This window comes from Variovorax sp. YR266 (assembly GCF_900107295.1).
Taxonomy (GTDB): domain Bacteria; phylum Pseudomonadota; class Gammaproteobacteria; order Burkholderiales; family Burkholderiaceae_C; genus Variovorax.
This window is the reverse complement of the sequence record NZ_FNPM01000008.1, coordinates 364,402-388,041: the sequence shown is the minus strand read 5'-3', so window position 1 is coordinate 388,041 and position 23,640 is coordinate 364,402. Positions and strand designations below refer to the sequence as shown.

Sequence of the window (23,640 nt, the reverse complement as noted above, 5' to 3'; positions counted from 1 at the left end):
TGCGGCCGATAATGCGGGTCATGAAATATTTCGTCGCCCTGGTGTTCCTGGGCATCTTCGCGAGCCTCGCGTTCGCCCTGTACTTCATGCTGAAGGACGGGCGCAACGGGCGCGCCAAGAGCGGCGGCATGGCGCGAGCGCTCACCTTTCGGATCGGCCTGTCGGTGTTTTTGTTCCTCTGCATGCTGCTCGCCTGGAAACTCGGCTACATCCAGCCCACCGGACTCCCGCTCGGCAAGTAGATGGTGCTCGTTCCACGAGAACCATGAAAAAGGCGCCTTACGGCGCCTTTTTCGTGGAATGCCGCGAGGTTCTTCGCTCAAAGCCAATAGACCAGCATGTAGAGGCCGAGCCAGACCACGTCCACGAAGTGCCAGTACCAGGCCGCGCCTTCGAAGCCGAAGTGGCGCTCCGGCGTGAAGTGGCCCTTGCGCAGGCGCAGCGTGATGAACAGCAGCATCAGCATGCCGATGAACACGTGCAGGCCGTGGAAGCCCGTCAGCATGAAGAAAGTCGAACCGTAGGTGCCCGAGCTGAGCTTGAGGTTCAGTTCGGTGTACAGGTGGTGGTACTCGTAGCCCTGCACGCCCAGGAAGATCATGCCGAGCAGCACGGTGAGCCACATGAAGCGGATCGTTTGTGCACGGTGGCCGGCACGCAGCGCATGGTGGGCAATGGTGAGCGTCACGCCCGAGCTCAGCAGCAGCGCGGTGTTGATCGTGGGCAGCCAGAACGGGCCGACGGTCTGGAAGGGCTCGACGATGCCGGCCGGCGAAGCGGTCGCGCCTGCGGCGACGCTGGGCCACACAGCCTTGAAGTCGGGCCAGAGGATCGCGTTGTCCAGGCTGCCGAGCGCGGGCAGCGAATGGGTGCGGGCCCACCACAGCGCGGTGAAGAACGCGCCGAAGAACATCACTTCCGAGAAGATGAACCAGCTCATGCTCCAGCGGAACGAGAGGTCGACCTTGTGACCGTACTGGCCGCTCTCGCTTTCGCCGATGGCGGTGCGGAACCACACGAACAGCGTGCCGAGCCAGATCAGCATGCCCGCCAGCAGGGACCACGCGCCCCACTCGTGGCCATTGATCCATTGCGCGGCACCCAGGATCACGAAGAACAGGCCGATCGCGGCCGAGACCGGATAGGCAGACGGTCCGGGCACGAAGTAGTAGGGCGTGGTGCCGTGGGTGGTTGAACTCATATCAGCTCCTGGCTTTCTTTCTTCTCTCGATTCAATGGATTCTGCTTACTGTCGCGGAATGCTTTTTCGTCAGTCAGGCTGCGGCCGATGCGACCACATGGCGCACCAGCAGCACCAGCGCGACCACGAAGACGATCACGGCCACGAACGCCACCGCGATGATGTGCAGCGGGTTCAGCTTGCCCAGGTCTTCCTGGTAGGCGCTGTTCTTGCGAACACCGAAGAACGACCAGCCCACCGCCTTCACTGTGTCCCACAGCGAAGCCTTCGGCCGGGGCCTTGGCTGGTTCTGCGGATCGGTCACGAGCGCGGCTCATTGGCGGTGTTCGAAACGGCGGCCACCGGCGCAGGATTCACACCAGCGGCCACCGGCGCCGCGGGTGTCTTGCCGCCCACTTCGAAGAAGGTGTACGACAGCGTGATGGTCTTCACGTCTTTGGAAATCTTGGGGTCGATCACGAACGCGACCGGCCACTGCTTCTTCTCGCCCGGATCGAGCGTGTACTGGTTGAAGCAGAAGCACTCGAGCTTGTTGAAGTACGGCGCGGCCTGCTGCGGCGCGTAGCTCGGAATGGCCTGCGCGGCCATGCGGCGGTTCTGCACGTTCTGGAACTCGTACATCACCGTGTTGAGCTGGCCCGGGTGCACCTGGATGGTCCGCTCCGCAGGCTTGAAGTCCCAGAGGCCGCCGCGCACGTTGGAGTCGAACTCGACCGTGATGGTGCGAGTCATGTCGACCTGCGTGTTGTCGGGCACGCGCACGTTCTTGCCGCCGCTGGCACCGCCCGGCACTTCGAGCTCGGAGAGCGCGAGGATGTTGATGCCGGTCATCTCGCAGATGGCGCGGTACATCGGCACCAGCGCATAGCCGAACGCGAACATGCCGCAGGCCACGACGGCCAGCTTGCCGACCATGCGGACATTGGCGCGGCGGATGCGTGGACCGAGGCTCATGCGTGTGCTCCCGTTCGTTGCGTGGGTGGCGGTTCAGCGGCCGCTGAACCAGACCATGCGAACGATGAAGCCGATGAAGAACACCACCGCGATGGAGGCCAGCGTGAGCCCCATGCGGCGGTTGTTCCTTTTCTGTTCGGGTGTCATCGTGCTTTCGATTCAGTCACCGGGCGATCAGCCGATCACCTTGGTGGCGGTCGCGTCGAGCTTGGGCGGGTTCTCGAAGGTGTGGAACGGTGCCGGCGAAGGCACTTCCCATTCGAGGCCCTCGGCGCCTTCCCACGGCTTTTGCGTGGCCTTCTCGCCCTTGCCGCGCATGGTGGGCAGCACGATGAAGAGGAAGAAGTACACCTGAGCGAAGCCGAAGAAGAACGCACCGACCGACGCCACGGCGTTGAAATCGGCGAACTGCATCGGGTAGTCGGCATAGCGTCGCGGCATGCCGGCCAGGCCCAGGAAGTGCATCGGGAAGAAGGTCACGTTGAACGAGATCAGCGACCACCAGAAGTGCACCTTGCCGCGCGTTTCGTTGTACATCACGCCGGTCCACTTGGGCACCCAGTAGTAGAAGCCCGAGAACATGGCGAACAGCGAGCCGGCCACCAGCACGTAATGGAAGTGGGCCACCACGTAGTAGGTGTCCTGCAGCTGCGTGTCGATGGGCGCAACGGCCAGGATCAGGCCGGTGAAGCCGCCCATCGTGAACACGAAGATGAAGCCGACCGCGAACAGCATGGGCGTCTCGAAGGTCATCGAGCCCTGCCACATGGTCGCGATCCAGTTGAAGATCTTCACGGCCGTAGGCACCGCGATCAGCATGGTCGCGTACATGAAGAACAGCTGGCCGGTGAGCGGCATGCCGGTCGTGAACATGTGGTGCGCCCACACGATGAACGACAGGATGGCGATCGACGAAGTGGCGTACACCATCGAGGCGTAGCCGAACAGGCGCTTGCGGGCAAAGGCCGGCACCACCTGGCTGATGATGCCGAAGGCCGGCAAGATCATGATGTAGACCTCGGGGTGGCCGAAGAACCAGAAGATGTGCTGGTACATCACCGGGTCGCCGCCGCCGGCGGGGTTGAAGAAGCTGGTGCCGAAGTGGCGGTCGGTCAGCGTCATCGTGATGGCGCCGGCGAGCACGGGCATCACGGCGATCAGCAGGTAGGCGGTGATGAGCCAGGTCCAGCAGAACATCGGCATCTTCATCAGCGTCATGCCGGGGGCGCGCATGTTGAGGATGGTGACGATGATGTTGATCGAACCCATGATCGACGAGGCGCCCATGATGTGCATCGCGAAGATGCCGGCGTCCATCGAGGGGCCCATCTGCAGCGTGAGCGGCGCGTACAGCGTCCAGCCGGCAGCGGGTGCGCCGCCGGGCATGAAGAACGAGCCCACCAGCATCAGCGCCGCCGGGATCAGCAGCCAGAAGCTGAAGTTGTTCATGCGCGCGAACGCCATGTCGGAGGCGCCCACCTGCAGCGGGATCATCCAGTTCGCGAAGCCCACGAAGGCCGGCATGATGGCGCCGAACACCATGATCAGGCCGTGCATGGTGGTGAACTGGTTGAAGAGCTCGGGGTTCACCAGCTGCAGGCCGGGCTGGAACAGCTCGGCGCGGATCAGCAGAGCGAGCACGCCGCCCACCATCAGCATCGTGAAGCTGAACAGCAGGTAGAGCGTGCCGATGTCCTTGTGGTTGGTCGCGAACACCCAGCGGCGCCAGCCGGTGGGCGCATGGTGATCGTGATGCTCGTCGTGTGCGTGGTCGCCGGGGACTGCGTGACCGTGGGGGTCGAGGACTGCACTCATTTCGTTGTTCCTTGCAATTTCTTCGTCGCGGGGCGCTGCTGCCGCATCACTTGGCGCGCAGGGCCAGCACTTCGGCCGGCTGCACCAGCTGGCCCGTCTTGTTCGACCAGCTGTTCTTGGTGTACGTGGCCACTGCCGCGAGATCGGTATCGCTCAGCTGCTTCCAGGAAGGCATCGCGCCGTTGTTCTGGCCGGTGAGCAGCACCGTCAGCTGGATCTTGTGATCGGCGTCGGTCACCTTCGGGGAGCCGTCGAGCGGCTTGATCGGGCCAGCGCCCTTGCCGTTGGCCTGGTGGCAGGCGGCGCAGTTGGCGGCGTAGACCTTCTCGCCGCGCACCAGCATGTCGGGCAGCGCCCAGACCTTGGTCGGGTCGTCGAGCTTGGCGGCGGCTTCCTTGCGCTTGGCTGCCACCCAGGTCGTGTAGTCGGCGGACGAGACCACCTTCACGTGGATCGGCATGTAGGCGTGTTCCTTGCCGCACAGTTCCTGGCACTGGCCGTAGTAGTCGCCCACAGTCTCGGCGCGGAACCAGGTGTCGCGCACGAAGCCGGGGATCGCGTCCTGCTTGAGGCCCAGCTGCGGCACGGCGAAGGCGTGGATCACGTCGTTCGCGGTGGTGATGATGCGGATCTTCTTGTTGACCGGCACCACCAGCGGGTTGTCGACCTTGAGCAGGTAGTCGTCGGGCATCGCGCCCTTGGCGCCTGCATCGGACATGGCGCGCTGCGAGCTGTCGAGCGTGGAGATGAAGGCCAGGCCCTCGCCTTCGCCGTTCAGGTAGTCGTAGCCCCACTTCCACTGGTAGCCCGTGGTCTTGATCGTGAGGTCGGCGTTGGTGGTGTCCTTCTGGGCCACCAGCACCTTGGTGGCGGGCAGCGCCATCACGATCACGATGAGGAAGGGCACGATGGTCCAGATGACCTCGACCACCACCGATTCATGGAAGTTGGCCGCCTTGTGGCCGACCGACTTGCGGTGCTTCCAGATCGAATAGAACATGACCGCGAACACGGCGACGAAGATGACCGTGCACAGGATCATCATGATCGTGTGGAGCAGATGCTGCTCCTGCGCGATCTTGGTCACGCCGACCGGAAGATTCAACTGGCGCACCGAGGGGCCGCCGGGCAGATCGTTGACTGCGTGCGCCGCGCTGCTGAAAGCCGCGCCGGCCGCCAGCAACAGATTCGCCGGCCTGTACTTATTGCGCCAAATGCTCTTCATCGTGTTCACGTTTCTTCAATTTTTTCGACAAACCCAACCGTGCAGCACTGCGCGAGCCCCCTCAGGCGCCACGCAACGCCATGCGAATCTCGCGGGCCAACGCCGCACGCAACTCCGGGCGTACATAGCGCCCCACCCTGACCGATCGACCCTGCCCCGAGACCTCGATCAGCGAGCGATCGCCGGTCTGGGGTTCGATCCGCACCTGGTGCGGAAGAAATTCCGTGCGTTCGTAGTGCCCGCCGTTCTCGAGCTCCACGACGAGCCGCCCTTCCTGCAGCGCGATCTTTTCGCCGTCGGTCGCATGCCGTGCATAGACCATGAACGCAAATCCGACAGCGGCCAGTTCAAGCCAGGCAAAAGGCAGTACCAGCGGCGCACCGTGCAGCCAGAACAGGGTGCCGATGCCGAGCGATACCACGCACAGCGAGGCGTAGAGCCAGCCCAGCTGGCTCGGCGTCACCGAGCAATTCCGCTTCAGGAACCAGTGGATGCTCTGGCCTGAAACGGTGGCAAATCGAAACACGGAATTCGACACGGGCGAGTTCAGCAAATCGGTGCGTCGACGGTCGCCAAACCCCTCGTACAAACAGGATTCGACACCCCTCGATCGCGGGACAATACCCGCGAGTTTCACGCAACGGCGGATTGTAGCGGGTAGATATCTGCGCCCGAGTGCCCTATGGGACGCCTACGGGTCACTACTAGTAGGCAAAAAACGGCTCGTGCGCCATGCGTTTTTGCCGCACGATCAACAGGAGATCGAACGGGCGATCAAGCGCCCGGACGACCTCGTTGCAGCATCGAGCGCATCTCGCGCAGCGACACCGCGCTTTCGGCCGACAACGACACGCGCGGCGCCGGCTTGAACGCGTGGCCGTAGATAACCTCGAAGGTCAGCGCGATGCGCCCGCCTCCTTCTTCGGCCGGCGCGAGCTCGGGCAGCGCCTTCTTCAATGACTGGTGCCAGGCCTTGCCGCGCAGCGCCGCAAAGCGCGCCGGGTGCAGGTTGCGGCCCAGCGTGCGCAGCTCGGCCAGCGCCGCTTCGGGCGTGGCCCAGGTCAGCACGATGCGCTCCATGTCCATCACCGGCTCGGCGAAGCCGGCGTGCACCAGCATGTCGCCCCAGTCGTGCATGTCGGTGAACTCATGGCCCGCGGCCGGCCAGCCGAGGCGGGCATGCAGTGCGCGCAGCTCTCGCACCGTGTCGGGCCCGAGGCAGGAGAACATGAGAAAACCGTCGGTCGCCACCAGCTTGTGCCAGTGCGAAATGAGCGCTTCGGGGTCGGCCGCCATGTGCAGCGACATGTTGGCCCAGAGCAGGTCGACGCCGTCTTCAGGCGGTGCGTCGAAGCGCGCCTTACCGGCTTGCCAGCGGCGCGCGCTCCACCACGGCGCGCTCAGCGCCTGGCCGGTTGCGGCGGCCAGCCCGGGCTCGGGTTCGATCACGAAAGAAGCGGCGTCCTTGTAGCGGCGGGCGACGAGCTCGTGCGCCTCGAGGCCGCTGCGCAGCGGCGCCCAGTCGGCCCAAGTCCGGGGCTGGGCCTTGATCCATTGCAGCCGGTCTTCCATGCGGCGGCCGATTTCCTCGTGCAGCCAGGGGGAGCCGTCGGCAGGCGCAAGCCGGCGCCAGCGGGCCGCCGCCGTGGCATCGATGGTCGGCGGTCGTCGTGAGGGGTCGGTGGCCATGGGGCCGTGAGTATATTGAGGCAATGCTCAGCCATCGGGCCCTGTGGCCTTTCCTGCCTTTCAGGCCTTTCGGGGCCCTCACTTCGCTGCTTGCGCGGCTGCCCAGCCAGTGCGCGGTCTGCCGCGCCTGGCCTTCGCGCCCGGTGTGCGATGCCTGCGTGGCCCGCTTCGCACCGCCCACCGCGCGATGCGGCAGCTGCGCCCTGCCCGTGCCCGAGGGCGTGAGCCGCTGCGGTGAATGCGTGAAGCACCCGCCGCCGCTGGACGCCTGCCTCGCGGCCTGCACCTACGCGTGGCCGTGGCCGGACGCCATCGCAGCCTTCAAGTTCCGTGGCGAGGCAGGCTGGGCCGGGCCGTTCGCCACGCTGCTGCGCAGCGCGCCCTGGGTAGAGCCGGCCCTGGAGGCCTGCGACGTCGTGCTGCCGATGCCGCTGGCGCCCCGCCGGCTGCGCGAACGCGGCTTCAACCAGGCGCACGAACTGGCGCGGCGGCTGGCACCTTCCAAGACTGACGCCACCCTGCTCCTGCGCACCCGCGAGACGCCCGCCCAGAGCGGCCTTTCGCGCGCCGACCGATTACGCAACCTGCACGGCGCCTTCGCGGTGGAGCCGCTGCGCGCCGAAAAGCTGCGCGGCCTGCTGGTCGACGACGTGATGACCAGCGGCGCCTCGCTGTTCACGGCCGCCGAGGTGCTGCGGCTGGCTGGTGCGGCCCACATCACCGCCGTCGTGCTGGCCCGGACCGATCCGCCGCGCTGAGCCTTCGATGCGGCGCGCCGACAATGGGCGCATGTTCCATATCGTCCTGGTCCACCCCGAAATCCCGCCGAACACCGGCAACGTGATCCGGCTCGCAGCCAACACCGGCTGCACGCTGCACCTGGTCGAGCCGCTGGGCTTTTCGATGGACGACCGCCTGCTGCGCCGCGCCGGGCTCGACTATCACGAGTACGCCGAGGTCAAGCGCCATGCCGACTGGCAGGCCCTGCTCGCCGCCGAGCAGCCTGCCGCCGATCGCATGTTCGCCCTCACCACGCGCGGCACGCGGGCCGTGCACGACGTGCGCTTCCAGCCCGGCGACTGGCTGGTGTTCGGCTCGGAGACCAGCGGCCTGCCGCCCGCCGTGCGCGACAGCTTCGCCGAGCCGCAGCGCTTGCGGCTGCCGATGCGCGAAGGGCAGCGCAGCCTGAACCTCTCGAATGCGGTGGCCGTGACGGTGTTCGAGGCCTGGCGGCAGAACAGCTTCGGCTGAAGCGGTCGCCCCTTCGAACATCAGGGGCACATCCGATCGGCAAGACGCGCCGTATGGAAGACATGCCGGCCGCAAAAGCGACTCGGCATCTGGTCCATCCACCACCTTGCCCCAAGGAGTCTTGCCATGAATGCCATCAAGTCGATTGCCTTTTCCGCCTTCGCCACGCTCGCCCTCGCCAGCAGCGCCCAGGCCTTCCAGGGTGAACAGAACCCGCTGCCGCCCGCGTCTTTCCAGTCGACGCTGTCGCGCGCGCAAGTGCAGGCCGAAGCGCGCCAGCCGCTGCAGATCAGCAACGGCGGCACCGGCGTGCAGCAGGCCAGGAGCGGCAACGTCGACCGCAATGCGGTGCGCGCCAGTGCACTGAGCATCACCCGCCAGGGTGCGGCCACCTACGGCGAAGTGGCCGAGCGCCGGATGTAAGAAGAAAGAGGGAAGGCTGCCGCTTTCTCAGCGGTAGCGGCGCACCACCGACTCGGCCACGCAGGCCGGCTTGGCGGCGCCTTCGAGTTCGATGGTGGTTTCCCAGGTCATCTGGAAGCCATCGTTGGCAATCGCCTCTGAGGTCAGCAGCTTCATGCGAGCCCGCAGGCGCTTGCCCACCGGCACCGGCGACATGAAGCGCACCTTGTTCAAGCCGTAGTTCACGCCCATGCGCGACTCGACCACGTCGAGTGCCGTTTCGTAGAAGCGCGGCAGCAGCGACAGCGTCAGGAAACCGTGGGCAATCGGCCCGCCGAAGGGGCCGGCCTTGGCTCGCTCGATGTCGACATGGATCCACTGGTGGTCACCCGTCGCCTCGGCGAACTGGTTGACCTGCTCCTGCGTGATGGTGATCCAGTCGCTCACGGCGACTTCCTGGCCGACGCAGGCAGCGAGATCCTGAAGGGTCTGGAATGTCTTTTTTGTCATGCGAGGCATTCTGGCGTCTGGGGCGCCCGCACGGCTGTCGGGCGGGCGACAACCGGGCTCAGGGAAAACCGGGAGCAGGCTGGCGGCTCAGGCGTCGAGCCATTCGCAGATCGGCTGCCACTGCTCCAGGTCGCGCTGCACACGGCCGGGAGCGATGTCGAACAGCGTGAGCCCGCGCGCCGCGAGCTGCACGTAGTTTTGCGTGTCGCGCAGCTCGCCGATCACCGGCACGCCGAGCCCGGCGATGAACTCGTGGAGCCGGTCGGCCGCCAGCGTGCGGGCGTTCACGCGCATGCCGACGAGGCCGATCTTCGTTTTCTCGGCGCGGCGGTTCTCCTGCAGCCGGTCGAGGAAATCGCGTGTCGCGTAGATGTCGAAGATGCTCGGCTGCAGCGGCACGATCACGCGGTCGGCCAGTGCCAGCACCTCCTTGAAGCGCCAGCCGTGCAGGCCGGCCGGCGTGTCGAGCACCGCGTGCGTGGTGCCGCGCGGCGGCCGCACCACCGTGCTCTCGCCCGTGGCCTCCCAAGTGGCGATGGGCCTGGCCAGCGGCGGACGCAGGCCCAGCCAGAGCCGCGAAGACTGCTGGCGATCCACGTCGCCCAGCATCACGGCATGACCACGGCTTGCGAAATAGCCCGCGACATTCGTCGCGATCGTCGACTTGCCGACCCCACCCTTGGGATTGGCGACCAGAACCACCGGCATAAAGCTCTCCTCCAGAACTGGGACAGCTGGAATGGTAGTCGCTGGCGCGTTTTTGCCCGACGCATCGGCCCCGACTGAGATATGTTCGCGGGATGACGACAACAACATCCATGGGAAATCCCGCCGACAGCTCCGGCGGCAATTCCAGCGGCATCTACGTGCTGGCGGCGCACCCGCACTGGCGCGACTCCCGAGTCAACCGCCGCATGCTCGCCGCCGCGCGCGCAGTGCCCGGCGTCGACGTGAACGACCTCTACGGCAGCTACCCCGACTTCGCCATCGACGTCGAGGCCGAGCAGGCCCGGCTCGCCCAGGCCAGCCTCGTGGTGCTGATGCACCCGATCCAGTGGTACTCGATGCCCGCGCTGCAGAAGCTCTGGGTCGACGACGTGCTCAGCTACGGCTGGGCCTATGGTCCCGGCGGCACGGCCCTGCAGGGCAAGGACTTGTGGCTGGTCGCCACCACGGGCAGCCCCGAAGCGAGCTACCACCCGCAGAACTACCACCGCTACTTTTTCGACGCCTTCCTGCCGCCCTACGAGCAGACCGCCGCGCTGTGCGGCATGCGCTTTCTGCCGCCGCTGATCTTCTACGGCGCGCGCAGCGCCAGCGAGGCGGATGTGAAGTCGCATGTCGAAACCTTCGCCCAGCGCCTGGGCAGCTACCCCGACTGGCCCGAGATCGAGGAGATCGACGCCTGCGTGGCCTGCCCCGTGCCCGAGAGCGACCGGCCGGCCGAGATCGATGAGCTCGACAAGGCGGCCTCCAGCGCCTTCCATGCCGCCGTGACCCACGGCCTTGCGAACGCCTCCGCAGACAACCACGGCAAGAAGGCGGCCTGAGCATGGAACACGCACCCGCCTGGCTGACCAGCAGCCTTATCTATCTTGGCGCCGCCGTGCTGGTGGTGCCGCTTTCGAAGGCCCTGGGCCTCGGCTCGATCATCGGCTACCTTGTGGCCGGCATCGCCATCGGCCCCTGGGGACTGGGGCTCGTGTCCAGCGTCGAGGACGTGCTGCATTTCGCCGAGTTCGGCGTGGTGCTGATGCTGTTTCTCGTGGGCCTCGAACTCGAACCCAAGCGCCTGTGGAGCCTGCGCCGTCCCATCTTCGGCTGGGGCGCAGCGCAGGTGCTGAGCTGCGCCGTGGTGCTGTTCGCCGTGGGCTGGGCCGTGGGCGCCGAATGGCGCGTGGCACTGGTGGCCGCGCTGGGCCTGGCGCTGTCGTCCACCGCCATCGCGCTGCAGGTGTTCGGCGAGCGCAACCTGCTAAAGACGCCCAGCGGGCAGGCCGGCTTCTCGATCCTGCTGTTCCAGGACGTGGCGGCCATCCCCATCCTCGCGCTGCTGCCGCTGCTTGCCGGCGCCACCGCGGCCGAGCAGTCGATCACCGGGCTGGAGCGGGCGCTGGAAGCCGCGAAGATCCTCGGCGTGATCGGCGGCATCATCCTCGGCGGCCGGCTGCTGCTGCGCCCCATCCTGCGCTGGATCGCGCGCAGCGACACGCCCGAGATCTTCACCGCCGCCGCCCTCTTGCTGGTGGTGGCCATCGCGGCGCTGATGCAGCTGGTGGGCCTGTCGATGGCGCTCGGCGCCTTTCTCGCCGGCGTGCTGCTGGCAGAAAGCGAATACCGGCGCGAGCTCGAAACCGACATCGAGCCCTTCAAGGGCCTGCTGCTGGGCCTGTTCTTCATTGCCGTGGGCATGTCGATCAACTTCGGCGTGCTGATCGCGAGCCCGTGGGTCATGGCGATGCTGGTGGTCGGCTTCATGGTCATCAAGCTGGTGGTGATCTATTCGCTCGCCAAGGCGATGGGCATCGCCTACCAGGAGCGGCCCGTGTTCACGCTGTTGCTCGCGCAGGGCGGCGAGTTCGCATTCGTGGTGTTCCAGGCCGCGGGGCCCGATGTGCTGCCGCCCGAGATCACATCGCTGCTGATCGGCGCAGTGGCGCTGTCGATGCTGCTGTCGCCGCTGCTGCTGGTGCTGCTCGACAAGTTCGTGCTGCCGCGCTACAGCCGCAATCAGGGCCCGCAGCTCGAAGAAATTTCGGAGCAGCAGGACGCCAAGGTGCTGATCTGCGGCTTCGGCCGCTACGGCCAGATCGTCGGGCGCATGCTGATGTCGCAGGGCCTGCGCGTGACGGTGCTCGACCACGACGCCGACACCGTCGAAGGCCTGCGCCAGTTCGGCTTTCGCGTGTTCTACGGCGACGCCACCCGGCTCGACCTGCTGCGCACCGCGGGAGCCGGCACGGCAAAAGCCATCGTGGTGGCGGTGGACGACATCGAGCAGTCGCTCGAAATCGTCGATCTCGTGAAGGAGAACTTTCCGCAGGCCCGCATCATCGCGCGGGCACGCAACGTGACGCACCTGTTCCAGCTGCGCGACCGCGGCGTGACGGAGGTCGAGCGCGAGGTGTTCGAATCGTCGCTGCGCAGCGCCCGTGCGACGCTCGAAGCGCTGGGCTGGCCGGCGCATGAAGCGCGCGAATCGACCATGCGCTTTCGCCGCCGGAATATCAAGCTCAGCGACGAGATCTATCCTCACTACAAGGACCGCGCCAAGCTGATCGCCGCCAACAAGGCGGGCCGGCAGCAGTTCGAGGAGCAGATGGCGCGCGAGCGCGAGGAGCGGCAGCGCCGCTCGGGGCGCGACTGGGACCGGCTGGACGGCGAGGAAACCGCGCCGAAGGAAGAAGCGGACGCGTAGCGGGCCGGTCAGGCCGCCAGCTTCAGCAGCCTGACCGCATTGCCCTTCAGGATGCCCGGCATCACCTCGGGCTTGAACCCCGCCGCCTCGAAGTCACGCATCCAGCGGTCGGGCGTGATCAGCGGGTAGTCGCTGCCGAACAGGATGCGGTCCTTCAGCAGCGTGTTGGCGTACTGCACCAGCTGCTTCGGAAAGTACTTGGGGCTCCAGCCCGACAGGTCGATCCACACGTTGGGCTTGTGCGTGGCCACGCTCAGCGCCTCGTCCTGCCAGGGGAAGCTGGGGTGCGCCATCACGATCTGCATGTCGGGGAAGTCGATGGCCACGTCGTCCAGGTGCATCGGGTTGCTGTATTCGAGCCGCAGCCCGCCGCCGCAGCGCATGCCAGAGCCGATGCCGCTGTGGCCGGTGTGGAAGATGGCCGGCAGGCCGTACTCGGCAATCACTTCGTAGATGGGCCATGCCATCTTGTCGTAGGGGTGGTAGCCCTGAACCGTCGGGTGAAACTTGAAGCCCTTCACGCCGTGCTCCTCGATGAGCCGGCGCGCCTCGCGTGCGCCCATCTTTCCCTTGTGCGGATCGATGCTGCCGAAGGCGATCATGATGTCGCTGTTCTTCTGCGCGGCCTCGGCGATCTCCTCGTTCGGGATGCGGCGGCGGCCCATGTTCGATTCGGCGTCGACCATGAACATCACCAGGCCGATCTTTCTTTCACGGTAGTACGCCACGCTCTCCGCAATGGTGGGCCGGCCGCTGGAGCCGAAGTACTTGTCGGCGGCGCGGTCGTATTCCTCGCCGTAGTTGTCGAAAGGGTTCCAGCAGCTCACCTCGGCGTGGGTGTGGATGTCGATCGCGATCAGGTTCTGGTGGTCCATGTGTTTGTCTCCAGTACGGGTAAGTCCCTAGCATCGGGCAGGTCCAAATGCCTTGAATTGATTATTTCTCATAACCATAATCCAACGCAACCCCGAACACCATCATGACCAATCCAGACCTTCACATCGAGCTCCGCGACGAAGTCGCCATCGTTCGCCTGACGCGCGGCACCAAGCGCAACGCGTTGTCCGACGGCCTGATCCTCGCGCTGCGCGACACCTTCGAGAAACTGCCTTCCACGGTGCGCGCCGCGGTGATCGACGGCGAAGGCCCGCATTTCTGCGCCGGCCTCGACCTGAGCGAGCTGAAAGAGCGCGACGCCGGCCAGGGCCTGCAGCACTCGCGCATGTGGCACGCGGCGCTCGATCTCATCCAGCATGGCCCGGTGCCGGTAGTAGCGGCGCTGCACGGCGCGGTGGTCGGCGGCGGGCTCGAACTGGCCAGCGCCTGCCACATCCGCGTGGCCGATCGCAGCACCTTCTACGCACTGCCCGAAGGCTCGCGCGGCATCTTCGTGGGTGGCGGCGGCTCGGTGCGCATTCCCAAGCTGATCGGCGTGGCCCGCATGACCGACATGATGATGACCGGCCGCGTCTACAACGCCGAGGACGGCGAGCGCGCCAACTTCGCGCAGTACCTGGTCGACGAAGGCACGGCCTTCGACAAGGCCTTCGAACTCGCCAAGCGCATCGCCACCAACGCGCCGCTGACCAACTACGCGCTGATGCACGCACTGCCGCGCATTGCAGAACAGTCGGCCGACCATGGCTTCTTCACCGAAGCGCTGATGGCCGGCATCGCACAGGCCGCCCCCGAAGCCAAGGAACGCGTGCGCGACTTCCTCGAAGGCCGGGGCGCGAAGGTGAGCAAGACATGACCGCCATCCGATACCGCCCCCTGGCCTTCGGCGTGACGCGCGCCGTGCTGCGCGACGGCGCACCGGGCACGCAGTACCTGACCGCCGAGACGCAGCTCGAAACCTACCGCGAGCGCATGACCGACCGCCTCGCGCACTGGGCCGAACAGACGCCCGATCGCACCTTCATCGCCCGCCGCGAACGGCTGGCCGACGGCAGCACCGGCGACTGGATCCGCGTGAGCTACGCGGAGGCGCTGCAGAAGGCCCGCGGTATCGGACAAGCCCTGTTGAACCGCGGCCTGAATGCCGAGCGCCCTGTGGCCATCCTCAGCGAGAACGGCATCGATCACGCGCTGCTCGCACTCGGTTGCCTCTACGCCGGCGTGCCCTACTGCCCCGTGTCGCCGCCCTACTCGCTCGTGAGCCAGGACTTCGAGAAGCTGCGCCACGTGTTCGACACGCTGAGCCCCGGCCTCGTGTTCGCCACCGATGCCGCGCGCTACGGCCGCGCCATCGCTGCCGTCGTTCCCGCAGAGACCGAAGTCGTCATTGCAGAAGGCCAGCTCGAAGGCCGCGCCACCACCTCGCTCGACGCTCTGGCCTCGACACCCGCCACGCCGGCCATCGACGCGGCCATGCAGTCGACCGGCCCCGACACCATCACCAAGTTCCTCTTCACCTCGGGCTCCACCAAGATGCCCAAGGCCGTGATCAACACGCACCGCATGTGGTGCGCCAACCAGCAGCAGCTGCGCCAGTCGATTCCAGCGCTGGGCGAAGAGCCGCCCGTGCTCGTCGACTGGCTGCCATGGAACCACACCTTCGGCGGCAACCACAACGTGGGCATCGTGCTGGACAACGGCGGCACGCTCTACGTCGACGACGGCAAGCCCACGCCCGGCGGCATGGCCGAGACGCTGCGCAACCTGCGCGAGATCGCGCCCACCATCTACTTCAACGTGCCCACCGGCTTCGAGGCCATCGCGCACGCCATGGAAACCGACGCGGTGCTGCGCCGCAACCTGCTGTCGCGCGTGAAGATGTTCTTCTACTCGGGCGCCGCGCTGTCGCAGCCCGTGTGGGACAGCCTGCACAAGACGCAGGAGTCGGAAGTCGGCGAGCGCATCGTCATGGGCACCGGCCTCGGCATGACCGAGTCGGGCCCCTTCGCGCTCTACGTGACCGGCCCCGACGTGAAGTCGGGCGACGTGGGCCTGCCCGCACCCGGCATCGAGCTCAAGCTGATCGACGTCGACGGCAAGACCGAGGTGCGCTACCGCGGCCCCAACATCACGCCCGGCTACTGGCGCGCGCCCGATGCCACGGCCGAGGCCTTCGACGACGAAGGCTTCTTCTCTACCGGCGACGCCGTGAAGTGGATAGACGACGGCAACATCCACCGCGGCCTGCGCTTCGACGGCCGCATCGCCGAAGACTTCAAGCTCGCCACCGGCACCTTCGTGAGCGTGGGCCCCATGCGCGCGAAGATCATCGCGGCCGGCGCGCCATACGTGCAGGACGCGGTGCTGACCGGCATCAACCTGAAGGAAGTCGGCGCGCTGATCTTCCCTACGCAGAAGGTGCGGCAGCTCGCCGGCCTGGCCCCCGACGCCACCATGCAGCAAGTGCTCGAGAGCGCGCCGGTGCAGGCGCACTTCCAGCAGGTCGCCGACACGCTGGCCGCGAGCGCCACCGGCAGTGCCAACCGCATTGCACGGCTGCACCTGATGGCCGAGCCGCCGTCCATCGACAAGGGCGAAGTGACCGACAAGGGCTCCATCAACCAGCGCGCCGTGCTCAAGCATCGCGCCGCGCTGGCCGATGCAATGCACGACGGCACCCTGCCCTTCACCGTCAAGCCCCGCTAACCCCATCCAGGAGACACAAGAATGAAGATCGAAGGACAAGCCGCCCTCGTCACCGGCGGCGCATCGGGCCTCGGCGAAGCCACCGCACGCGAACTCGCACGCCTGGGCGCCAAGGTCGCAGTGCTCGACCGCAATGCCGCGCTCGCTGAAAAGGTGGCGGCGGAGATCGGCGGCGTCGCCTGCGTCTGCGACATCACCGACACCGACAGCGTGAACGCCGCGCTCGACAAGGCCGAGGCCGCGCACGGCACCGCGCGCATCCTGATGAACGTGGCCGGCATCGGCAGCGCCAAGCGCATCGTCGGCAAGGACGGCAACCCCGCGCCGCTCGAAGACTTCGTGCGCGTGGTCAACATCAACCTGATCGGCGGCTACAACATGGCGCGCCTTTTCGCCGCGCGCTGCGCGAAGCTCGATGCGCTCGACAACGGCGAAAAGGGCGTGATGCTCTTCACCGCCTCGGTCGCCGCCTTCGACGGCCAGGTGGGCCAGCAGGCCTACAGCGCCTCCAAAGGCGGCCTGGTCGGCATGACGCTGCCGATGGCGCGCGACCTTGCGCAGCACGCCATTCGCGTGTGCACCGTGGCACCGGGCCTGTTCGCCACGCCGTTGCTGCTGGAACTACCCGAGGCGGTGCAACATTCACTGGCCGCATCCATTCCCTTCCCGCCGCGCCTGGGCAAGCCCTCGGAGTTCGCCGAGCTGGCCTGCCACATCGTCACCAACGGGCACCTCAACGGCGAGGTGATCCGCCTCGACGGCGCACTGCGCATGGCGCCGCGCTGAGCCGCACCTTTTCGCGTTCCCAAGTTCTCGCCTCACAACGTATCAGGAGACATCGATGACCTTCAAGAAGACCACCCTCGCCGCCATGCTGGCGCTCATGGCCACCGGCATGGTCGGCATAGCCCATGCCGACATCACCATCGGCGTGGTGCAGCCGCTCACGGGCCCTGCCTCGGGCCTGGGTATTCCGGTGAAGAACGGCATCATGATCTGGCCCAAGACCATCGCGGGCGAAACGCTGAAGGTCGTCGTGCTCGACGATGCCACCGACCCAACCACCGGCGTGAAAGACGCGCAGCGCCTCGTCACCGAAGACAAGGCCGACGTCATCGTCGGCTCCAGCGCCACGCCGGTCGCCATCCCGATGGCCGACGTGACGGCCGAAGCGGGCACGCCGCAGATCTCCACCGCACCCGCCGGCCTGCCGCCGGGCAAGGACAAGTGGTTCTTCCGCCTTCCGCAGTCGAACGACGTGATGGCCTTCGCGGTGGTCGCGCACATGAAGAAGCAGAACGTGAAGACGGTCGGCTTCCTCGGCTACACCGACGCCTACGGCGAACTGTGGCTGAAGGCGCTGACCGCCGAGGCCGCCAAGAACGGTATCAAGATCGTCGCCACCGAGCGCTTCGCGCGCGCCGACACCAGCGTGACCGGCCAGGTGCTGAAGCTCACGTCAGCCAACCCGGATGCGATCCTGATCGTGGCCTCGGGCAGCGGTGCCGGCATGCCGCAAAAGGCAGTGATGGAGCGCGGCTACAAGGGCAAGGTCTACCAGACTCACGCCGCCGCCACGCAAGACCTGATGCGCACCGCCGGCAAGGACGCCGAAGGCACCTTCGTGGTGTCGGGCCCCGCCACCGTGGCGGAGCAACTGCCCGACAGCCACCCGTCGAAGGCCGCCGCGGTCGCTTTCGTGCAGGGCTACGAAAAGGTCTACGGCCCCGGCTCGCGCAACCAGTTCGCCGGCCATTCGGCCGATGCGCTCACTGTGCTCGAAAAGGCCGTGCCGGTCGCGCTCAAGAAGGCCAAGCCCGGCACGCCGGAGTTCCGCGCCGCGCTGCGCGACGCGCTCGAAAGCATGGGCCGCACGGTGCTCGCGCACGGCGTGCTCAACTGGACGGCGCAGGACCACTGGGGCTACACGACCGAGACCGGCGTGATGCTCAAGGTGGTGAACGGCGCCTTCAAGGTCGAACAGTAATCCTTCGCCACGACCGCACGCCATGGATCTTTCAATCGCCAGCATCCTGACGCTGGACGGCCTCACCAATGGCGCGATCTATGCCCTGCTGGGCATGGGCATCGTGCTCGTCTTCACGGTGACCCGCGTCATCTTTATCCCGCAGGGCGAATTCGTGGCGTACGGCGCGCTGACGCTGGCGATCTTCCAGACCGGCAAGACGCCGGGCACGGTGTGGCTGCTACTCATATTGGCCGGCGTTGCCGCGCTGATGGACCTGGCCACCACTTGGCGCCACAGCGGCAGCGCGGCGAGCGGGCTGAAGGCGGCGCTGCGCACATTCGCCCTCCCCGCCATCATTTGCGCGGTGTCGGCCTGGGCCGGCCCGCGCAACCTGCCGATCGGCGTGCAGGCCCTGCTCACGGTGTTCATCGTCACGGCCTTCGGGCCCCTGGTGTATCGCGTGGCGTATCAGTCGCTGGCTGGCGCGAGTTCGCTGGTGCTGCTGATCGTCTCGGTGGGCGTGCACTTTGCGATGACCGGGCTGGGCCTGCTGTTCTTCGGCGCGGAGGGTTTTCGCAACCCACCGTTCTGGGACGAGCGCATGGCGCTCGGGCCGCTCAACGTGAGCGGGCAGGCGCTGATCATCTTCGGCGTATCGGCCGCGCTGATCGTGCTGCTGTGGCTGTTCTTCGAGCGCAGCCTGTACGGCAAGGCGCTGCGGGCCACGGCGGTGAACCGGCTGGGCGCTCGGCTGATGGGCATCTCGACGCAGGCGGCCGGGCAGCTCACCTTCGCGATGGCGGCGCTGATCGGCGCCCTCTCGGGCCTGCTGATCGGGCCGACCACCACGGTGTTCTACGACTCGGGTTTTCTCATCGGCCTGAAGGGCTTCGTGGCTGGTGTGATCGGCGGTCTCGCCAGCTATCCGGGTGCGCTGCTCGGTGCGTTGGCAGTGGGCGTCATCGAGGCGTTCGGCTCGTTCTGGGCCAGCTCGTTCAAGGAAGTGATCGTGTTCACCATCATCCTGCCGGTATTGCTGTGGCGCTCGCTGACCAGCGGCCATTCGGACGAAGAGCATTGAAATGAAACTCCCCCAGGCTTCGCGCACTTCGTGTCGCTTCTCCTTCCCCCTCACCGGGGGCAACACCAGCGGCCCGGCAGAGCCGGTTCCGCGGTGTTCCGCGCCTTGGCCGCGCCGGTCTCATGGGCCGTGGGTCGCGCACAGCGCAATGGACAACTGAAAATGGAAGTGCTCCTGAACCCTTCCTCTTCGGCACCGGCATCCGACAAGAGCGCGCTGCGCACCTGGGGCCCGCTCGCGCTGATCCTGGTGCTGATCGCGCTGCCGCTGTTGCCGCTGCCCGACTTCTGGATCATCCAGCTCAACTACATCGGCATCTACACGCTGCCCGTGCTCGGCCTGGTGCTGCTCACCGGCGTGGGCGGCCTCACCTCCTTCGGGCAGGCGGCCTTCGTGGGCATCGGTGCGTACACCACCGCCTACCTCACGGTGAACACCGGCCTCTCGCCATGGGTCACGCTCTTCATCGGGCTAGCGCTCACTGGCCTCAGCGCTGCGATCATCGGCGCCATCACGCTGCGCATGTCGGGCCACTACCTGCCGCTGGCCACCATCGCTTGGGCGCTGTCGCTGTACTACCTCATGGGCAACCTCGATGCACTCGGCAAGTACGACGGCATCCTGGGCGTGAAGGGCCTCACCGTGTTCGGCTTCGAGGTCGGGCAGCAGCGCATGTTCTATGCGGTGGTGTGGATCTTCGCGCTGCTTGCTGCGTTCGCGGTGATCCGCCTGCTCGACTCGCGCAGCGGCCGCGCCATCCGCTCGCTGGCGGGCGGCTCGCAGATGGCCGAGGCCATGGGCGTGAACACGCTGCGCTTCAAGATCGGCATCTTCGTGCTGGCGGCCATGCTCGCGTCGATCTCGGGCTGGCTGTTCGCTCACTTCCAGCGCACGGTGAACCCCTCGCCCTTCGGCCTGAAGATGGGCATCGAGTACCTGTTCATGGCGGTGCTCGGCGGCGCGGCCCACGTGTGGGGCGCGATTGCCGGCTCGGGTGTGGTCAAGCTGCTCGAAGACCAGCTGCAGGTGCTGCTGCCCAAGCTGATCGGCACGGCCGGCAGCTACGAGCTGATCGTGTTCGGCATCATGATCGTGCTGGTGCTCAAGTACCTGCCCGAAGGGCTCTGGGCATTCGTCGACCGGCGGCTGCCGCGTCCGCGCCGCAGCGTCGACTGGCAAGGCGCGAAAGACCTGCCCGCGCGCGCCAAGCCAGCAGCCGGCGAAGTCGTGCTCGACGTGCAGGCCATCCGCAAGACCTTCGGCGGGCTGGTGGCGGTGAACGACATCAGCTTCCAGACGCGCGCCGGCCAGATCGTCGGCCTGATCGGGCCGAACGGCGCGGGCAAGTCGACCACCTTCAACCTGGTGACCGGCGTGCTCGGCCTCTCGGGCGGTGCCGTGCGCTTCCGCGGCGAGGCCATCGGCGGGCTCGGCGCACGGCAGATCGCGCAGCGCGGCGTGTCGCGCACCTTCCAGCACGTGAAGATGGTGGCAGACATGACGGTGCTGGAAAACGTGACTCTGGGCGCGCACCTGCGCGGGCGCAAGGGCGCCATTGCAGCCATGCTGCGCATCGACCGCGCCGAAGAGCGCGCGCTGTTCCGCGAGGCCGAGCGCCAGCTGCAGCGCGTGGGCATGGGCGACTTGCTGCACGAACTCGCTGGCAACCTCGCGATGGGCCAGCAGCGCCTGCTTGAGATTGCACGCGCGCTGTGCGCCGACCCGGCCCTGCTGCTGCTCGACGAGCCCGCGGCCGGCCTGCGCCACAAGGAAAAGGAAGCGCTGGGCAAGGTGCTGCGGCAACTGCGCGGCGAAGGCATGAGCATCCTGCTGGTCGAGCACGACATGGGACTGGTGATGGACATCTGCGACCACATCGTGGTGATGGAATTCGGCACGCACCTGATGGAGGGCACGCCCGCCGAGGTGCAGAACAGCGACAAGGTGCGCGCCGCGTACCTGGGCACGGAGCACTGAAATGACAACCCCCTTGCTCCGCATCCGCGACCTGCACGCCGGCTACGGCCGCGCCGAAGTGCTGCACGGCATTGACCTGCAGGCCGACCAGGGCAGCGTCGTCACTGTGATCGGCCCGAACGGCGCCGGCAAGTCCACCCTGCTCAATGCGCTGATGGGCGTGCTGCCCGCCAAGGGCGTCATCGAGTTCAAGGGCCAGCCTATCTCCGCGCTGTCGCTCGAGGAGCGCGTGATGCTCGGCATCGCGCTGGTGCCCGAGAAGCGCGAGCTGTTCGGCACCATGCCGGTGGAAGACAACCTCGTGCTCGGCGCATTCCGCCAGGTGCGACTGCGCAACAGGCAGTGGCGCGACCGCATCGACGAGGTGTACGCGCTGTTCCCGCGCCTGAAGGAGCGCCGCGCTCAGCTGGCCGGCACGCTGTCGGGCGGCGAGCGGCAGATGCTGGCAGTGGGCCGCGCGCTGATGTCGCGCCCCACGCTGTTGATGCTCGACGAACCCAGCCTGGGCCTGGCGCCGCTGGTGGTGCAGGAGATCTTCCGCACGGTCGATGCGCTGCGCGCCACGGGCGTGACGATCCTGCTGGTGGAGCAGAACGCGCGCGCCGCGCTCGAAGTGGCAGACCACGGCTACGTGCTCGAAATGGGCAGCGTGAGCCTGGAAGGCAGAGCGCAAGAACTCGCGGTCGACTCACGCGTGATCGACACCTACCTGGGCGCGGCAAGAAAAGCCGCCTGACGAGAAGAAAAGAAAGCCGCGGCATGCGCGGCAAGGAGACAACTTGATGACCCGACAGAGCCACGTCCACCTCGGCCTGTGCGCAACCGCGCTCGGCGTTGCCGCATTGCTCGCGGCCTGCGCGGGCCGGCCCGCGGCATCGAATGCAGCACCGCATGCGCCGCTGGCAGCCGCGCGGCCCGGCACGCTCCAGGCCTGCACCGACCTTGCCGCCCGCGCCGCGCTGCCGGGCACGGTCTACACCTCGGTCACTGACGTGCCGGCCGGCACCGTCACGGTCGGCGGCGTGGCCATGAGCGCGCCCGCGCACTGCCTCGTGCAGGGTCGCATGAACGAGCGCACGAGCCCCGTCGACAACCAGCGCTATGCCATCGGCTTTGAGATGCGGCTGCCCGTTGCATGGAACGGCCGCTTCTTCTACCAGGCCAACGGCGGGCTCGACGGCGTCGTGGTGCCGGCGCTCGGCGGCATCGGCGGTGGCGGCCCGCGCAGCAGCGCGCTGCAGATGGGCTTTGCCGTCATCAGTTCCGACGCCGGCCACGCGGGTTCGATGGGCCCGCGCTTCGGGCTCGACCCGCAGGCGCGGCTCGACTACGGCTACAACGCCGTCGCGCAGCTCACGCCGATGGCCAAGAACCTGATCGCCAAGGCCTACGGCCGCGGACCCGACCGCTCCTACTTCGGTGGCTGCTCCAACGGCGGGCGGCACGCGATGGTGGCTGCCGTGCGCTCGGCCGACCAGTACGACGGCATCCTCGCGGGCGACCCCGGCTTCAACCTGCCGAAGGCGGCAGTCGCGCAGCTCTACGGCGCGCAGCAATACGCGGCGGTGGCCAGCGCGAAGACACCCGCAGGCCAGCCCGACCTGCAGAGCGCGTTCACGCCGGCCGAGCTGAAGCTGGTGGCCGACAAGGTGCTGCAGCGCTGCGACGCGCTCGACGGCCTGGCCGACGGCATCGTGTCGAACGTCAATGCCTGCAAGACGCGCTTCGACATCCAGACGGCGGTGCCCACCTGCGCGGCGGGTACGCGTGACGGCATATGCCTCAGCGCGCCGCAGAAGAAGGCGCTCGCCGACGTGTTCAAGGGCGCGCGCAACAGTGCGGGCCAGGCGATCTACAGCAGCTTCCCGTTCGACGCAGGCGTGAGCGGCGCCAACTGGCGTGAGTGGAAGTTCGCGAGCCCGCCGACGCGCGACGCGGGTGCAGTGGGCTTCATCTTCAGCACGCCGCCACTGGCCGACCGGCCGCAGGGCCTGCCCTTCACACTGGGCTTCGACATGGACCGCGACGCACCGCGCATCGCGGCCACCGATGGCGTGTTCCGCGAATCGGCCCTGTCGTTCATGACGCCGCCCGACGCGGCCAACCTGGGCGCGTTGCGCAACCGCGGAGGCCGCATGATCGTCTACCACGGCACCAGCGACCCGGTGTTCTCGTCCGACGACACGCAGGCCTGGTACGACCGTGTGCAGGCCGCGAATGGCGGCGATGCCTCGTCGTTCGCACGCTACTTCCCGGTGCCCGGCATGAACCATTGCGCGGGCGGCCCGGCCACCGACCAGTTCGACATGCTGAGCGCGCTGGTCGACTGGGTCGAGCAGGGCAAGGCGCCCGCATCGGTCACCGCCTCGGCGCGCGGCGCGGGCACGCCGATGCCCAACGCCGAGGTGCCGGCCAACTGGTCGGCGCAACGCACGCGGCCGCTGTGCCCCTACCCGCAAGTCGCAACCTATATCGGCGGCGACACCGAGCGCGCGAGCAGCTTCGCGTGCAAGCTCCCGACGCCCTGATACCGAGTTACCGAGCC

The 23,640-nt window shown here is 67.1% G+C and carries 25 protein-coding genes; 14 read left to right on the top strand and 11 right to left on the bottom strand.

The features are described 5' to 3' along the window. Positions 1-11: 11 nt before the first annotated feature. Positions 12-242: a twin transmembrane helix small protein gene (locus BLW48_RS22415; RefSeq protein WP_093057631.1), complete on the top strand. Its 231-nt coding sequence runs from the start codon at positions 12-14 to the stop codon at positions 240-242. A 77-nt stretch (positions 243-319) separates the two neighbouring features. On the opposite strand, the gene BLW48_RS22410 is transcribed toward BLW48_RS22415, so the two are convergent. The 8 genes from BLW48_RS22410 to BLW48_RS22380 form a co-directional block, all read right to left on the bottom strand. Next, positions 320-1,201, bottom strand: coding sequence for a cytochrome c oxidase subunit 3 (locus BLW48_RS22410; RefSeq protein ID WP_093177550.1), 882 nt, complete (start codon positions 1,199-1,201; stop codon positions 320-322). 73 nt (positions 1,202-1,274) lie between these two features. Further along, positions 1,275-1,505, bottom strand: a complete 231-nt coding sequence (locus BLW48_RS22405) for a DUF2970 domain-containing protein (RefSeq protein ID WP_093057629.1) — start codon at positions 1,503-1,505, stop codon at positions 1,275-1,277. Further along, entirely contained in the window at positions 1,502-2,155 is a 654-nt protein-coding gene (locus BLW48_RS22400) for a cytochrome c oxidase assembly protein (RefSeq protein ID WP_093079523.1), read from the bottom strand. Before BLW48_RS22400 ends, BLW48_RS22405 begins: the two co-directional genes overlap by 4 nt. A 33-nt stretch (positions 2,156-2,188) precedes the next feature. Beyond that, complete coding sequence (locus tag BLW48_RS35655) at positions 2,189-2,302, bottom strand: cytochrome oxidase small assembly protein (protein ID WP_019656111.1); 114 nt, start codon at positions 2,300-2,302, stop codon at positions 2,189-2,191. A 27-nt stretch (positions 2,303-2,329) separates the two neighbouring features. After that, positions 2,330-3,970, bottom strand: a complete 1,641-nt coding sequence (gene ctaD, locus BLW48_RS22395; RefSeq protein WP_093057627.1) for a cytochrome c oxidase subunit I — start codon at positions 3,968-3,970, stop codon at positions 2,330-2,332. Between the two features lie 46 nt (positions 3,971-4,016). Next, positions 4,017-5,195, bottom strand: coding sequence for a cytochrome c oxidase subunit II (gene coxB, locus BLW48_RS22390; RefSeq protein ID WP_093079525.1), 1,179 nt, complete (start codon positions 5,193-5,195; stop codon positions 4,017-4,019). A 61-nt stretch (positions 5,196-5,256) separates the two neighbouring features. Next, entirely contained in the window at positions 5,257-5,733 is a 477-nt protein-coding gene (locus BLW48_RS22385) for a DUF2244 domain-containing protein (RefSeq protein WP_093057649.1), read from the bottom strand. A 236-nt stretch (positions 5,734-5,969) separates the two neighbouring features. Then, a complete protein-coding gene (locus BLW48_RS22380) occupies positions 5,970-6,884 on the bottom strand; it encodes a class I SAM-dependent methyltransferase (protein ID WP_093177548.1) in 915 nt (304 codons plus the stop codon). 23 nt (positions 6,885-6,907) lie between these two features. Here BLW48_RS22380 and BLW48_RS22375 point away from each other — a divergent pair, with 23 nt between their 5' ends. From BLW48_RS22375 to BLW48_RS22365, 3 genes are all read left to right on the top strand, one after another. Further along, positions 6,908-7,642, top strand: a complete 735-nt coding sequence (locus BLW48_RS22375) for a ComF family protein (protein ID WP_093177547.1) — start codon at positions 6,908-6,910, stop codon at positions 7,640-7,642. 31 nt (positions 7,643-7,673) lie between these two features. Next, positions 7,674-8,135 carry a tRNA (uridine(34)/cytosine(34)/5-carboxymethylaminomethyluridine(34)-2'-O)-methyltransferase TrmL gene (gene trmL, locus BLW48_RS22370; RefSeq protein ID WP_093177600.1) on the top strand — a complete coding sequence of 154 codons (462 nt, stop codon included), beginning with the start codon at positions 7,674-7,676 and terminating at the stop codon, positions 8,133-8,135. 126 nt (positions 8,136-8,261) lie between these two features. After that, positions 8,262-8,558, top strand: a complete 297-nt coding sequence (locus BLW48_RS22365) for a DUF4148 domain-containing protein (RefSeq protein WP_093177546.1) — start codon at positions 8,262-8,264, stop codon at positions 8,556-8,558. Between the two features lie 27 nt (positions 8,559-8,585). On the opposite strand, the gene BLW48_RS22360 is transcribed toward BLW48_RS22365, so the two are convergent. Together BLW48_RS22360 and BLW48_RS22355 are read right to left on the bottom strand one after the other, a co-directional pair. Beyond that, a complete protein-coding gene (locus BLW48_RS22360) occupies positions 8,586-9,056 on the bottom strand; it encodes a MaoC family dehydratase (protein ID WP_093057622.1) in 471 nt (156 codons plus the stop codon). A 78-nt stretch (positions 9,057-9,134) separates the two neighbouring features. Continuing rightward, on the bottom strand, positions 9,135-9,755 hold the full coding sequence (locus BLW48_RS22355) for a ParA family protein (protein WP_093177544.1): 621 nt from the start codon (positions 9,753-9,755) through the stop codon (positions 9,135-9,137). A 92-nt stretch (positions 9,756-9,847) separates the two neighbouring features. Here BLW48_RS22355 and BLW48_RS22350 point away from each other — a divergent pair, with 92 nt between their 5' ends. Together BLW48_RS22350 and kefC are read left to right on the top strand one after the other, a co-directional pair. Next, a complete protein-coding gene (locus tag BLW48_RS22350; protein ID WP_093177543.1) occupies positions 9,848-10,597 on the top strand; it encodes a glutathione-regulated potassium-efflux system oxidoreductase KefF in 750 nt (249 codons plus the stop codon). A 2-nt stretch (positions 10,598-10,599) separates the two neighbouring features. Continuing rightward, positions 10,600-12,465, top strand: coding sequence for a glutathione-regulated potassium-efflux system protein KefC (kefC, locus tag BLW48_RS22345; protein ID WP_093057619.1), 1,866 nt, complete (start codon positions 10,600-10,602; stop codon positions 12,463-12,465). A gap of 8 nt (positions 12,466-12,473) precedes the next feature. On the opposite strand, the gene BLW48_RS22340 is transcribed toward kefC, so the two are convergent. Beyond that, positions 12,474-13,340, bottom strand: coding sequence for an amidohydrolase family protein (locus tag BLW48_RS22340; protein ID WP_093177541.1), 867 nt, complete (start codon positions 13,338-13,340; stop codon positions 12,474-12,476). A 104-nt stretch (positions 13,341-13,444) separates the two neighbouring features. Here BLW48_RS22340 and BLW48_RS22335 point away from each other — a divergent pair, with 104 nt between their 5' ends. From BLW48_RS22335 to BLW48_RS22300, 8 genes are all read left to right on the top strand, one after another. Continuing rightward, complete coding sequence (locus BLW48_RS22335; protein ID WP_093057617.1) at positions 13,445-14,218, top strand: crotonase/enoyl-CoA hydratase family protein; 774 nt, start codon at positions 13,445-13,447, stop codon at positions 14,216-14,218. Beyond that, positions 14,215-16,068 carry a feruloyl-CoA synthase gene (locus BLW48_RS22330; RefSeq protein WP_093177540.1) on the top strand — a complete coding sequence of 618 codons (1,854 nt, stop codon included), beginning with the start codon at positions 14,215-14,217 and terminating at the stop codon, positions 16,066-16,068. The genes BLW48_RS22335 and BLW48_RS22330 overlap by 4 nt, the downstream gene beginning before the upstream one ends. Positions 16,069-16,089: 21 nt before the next feature. Next, positions 16,090-16,854, top strand: coding sequence for an SDR family NAD(P)-dependent oxidoreductase (locus BLW48_RS22325; protein WP_093057615.1), 765 nt, complete (start codon positions 16,090-16,092; stop codon positions 16,852-16,854). Between the two features lie 55 nt (positions 16,855-16,909). Further along, entirely contained in the window at positions 16,910-18,055 is a 1,146-nt protein-coding gene (locus BLW48_RS22320; protein ID WP_093177538.1) for an ABC transporter substrate-binding protein, read from the top strand. Positions 18,056-18,077: 22 nt separating this feature from the next. After that, on the top strand, positions 18,078-19,118 hold the full coding sequence (locus tag BLW48_RS22315) for a branched-chain amino acid ABC transporter permease (protein ID WP_093079547.1): 1,041 nt from the start codon (positions 18,078-18,080) through the stop codon (positions 19,116-19,118). A gap of 162 nt (positions 19,119-19,280) precedes the next feature. Beyond that, the gene (locus BLW48_RS22310) at positions 19,281-21,095 is read left to right on the top strand and encodes a branched-chain amino acid ABC transporter ATP-binding protein/permease (RefSeq protein ID WP_093177537.1); all 1,815 of its coding nucleotides are present in this window, start codon (positions 19,281-19,283) and stop codon (positions 21,093-21,095) included. Position 21,096: 1 nt separating this feature from the next. After that, positions 21,097-21,831 carry an ABC transporter ATP-binding protein gene (locus BLW48_RS22305; protein ID WP_093177536.1) on the top strand — a complete coding sequence of 245 codons (735 nt, stop codon included), beginning with the start codon at positions 21,097-21,099 and terminating at the stop codon, positions 21,829-21,831. A gap of 46 nt (positions 21,832-21,877) precedes the next feature. After that, on the top strand, positions 21,878-23,623 hold the full coding sequence (locus BLW48_RS22300; RefSeq protein ID WP_093177534.1) for a tannase/feruloyl esterase family alpha/beta hydrolase: 1,746 nt from the start codon (positions 21,878-21,880) through the stop codon (positions 23,621-23,623). Positions 23,624-23,640: the final 17 nt, after the last annotated feature.